Origin of the sequence: Thioclava sp. UBA3469, assembly GCF_002378135.1 — a bacterium.
In the GTDB taxonomy this organism is placed as follows: domain Bacteria; phylum Pseudomonadota; class Alphaproteobacteria; order Rhodobacterales; family Rhodobacteraceae; genus Thioclava; species Thioclava sediminum.
This window is the reverse complement of sequence record NZ_DFRG01000278.1, coordinates 2,013-2,716: the sequence shown is the minus strand read 5'-3', so window position 1 is coordinate 2,716 and position 704 is coordinate 2,013. Positions and strand designations below refer to the sequence as shown.

General features: G+C 67.0%; 1 protein-coding gene and 1 pseudogene. Both read left to right on the top strand.

Annotation, left to right across the window (positions count from 1 at the left end; genetic code table 11):
* A pseudogene (locus B3D39_RS20205) lies at nucleotides 1-186 on the top strand (AI-2E family transporter); the annotation flags it as partial.
* A 69-nt stretch (nucleotides 187-255) separates the two neighbouring features.
* Nucleotides 256-704 (top strand): protein adenylyltransferase SelO family protein (locus B3D39_RS20200; RefSeq protein WP_286790031.1); only part of this gene is annotated, 449 nt, incomplete at its 3' end.

The window sequence follows — 704 nt, the reverse complement described above, 5'->3', positions numbered from 1 at the left end:
CTGCGGGTGTCGTCCTTTGGCATCATCATCAGCCTCGCCTTCTGGGCGGCGGTCTGGGGGATACCGGGGATGTTTCTGGCGGTGCCGATCATGGTGGCGCTGATGATCATCTGCGCGCAAAGCCCGCGCCTGCGACCCTTGGCGGTGCTGCTCTCGCGCGAAGGTCTCCCCGATATGGACCATTGAGGGCTGCGGGTCATCCGCGGGGATTGGATTGACCGGCACATGGCTTAGATAGGGAGGCAAGGAGACCCCATGACCATTCCCTTCGATAACAGCTATGCCCGCCTGCCCGACAGCTTCTTCGAGCGTCAGCCGCCCCAACCGGTGAAAGCGCCCGAGCTGGTGATCCTGAACCGCGACCTAGCCGAGCGTTTGGGGCTCGATGCCGATTGGCTGGAAAGCCCCGAGGGGCTCGCGATGCTGGCGGGCAACACGATGCCCGAAGGCGCCGAGCCGATCGCGCAGGCCTATGCGGGCCACCAATTCGGCGGCTTCGTGCCGCGTCTGGGCGACGGGCGCGCGGTGCTGCTAGGCGAGATCGTCGCGCCGGACGGCGCGAGGTTCGATCTGCAATTGAAAGGCGCGGGCCGCACGCCGTTTTCGCGCGGCCGCTCTGACGGGCGGGCGTGGATCGGCCCGGTGCTGCGCGAATATGTGCTCAGCGAAGCGATGGCGAAGCTGGGCGTGCCGACGACGCGCGC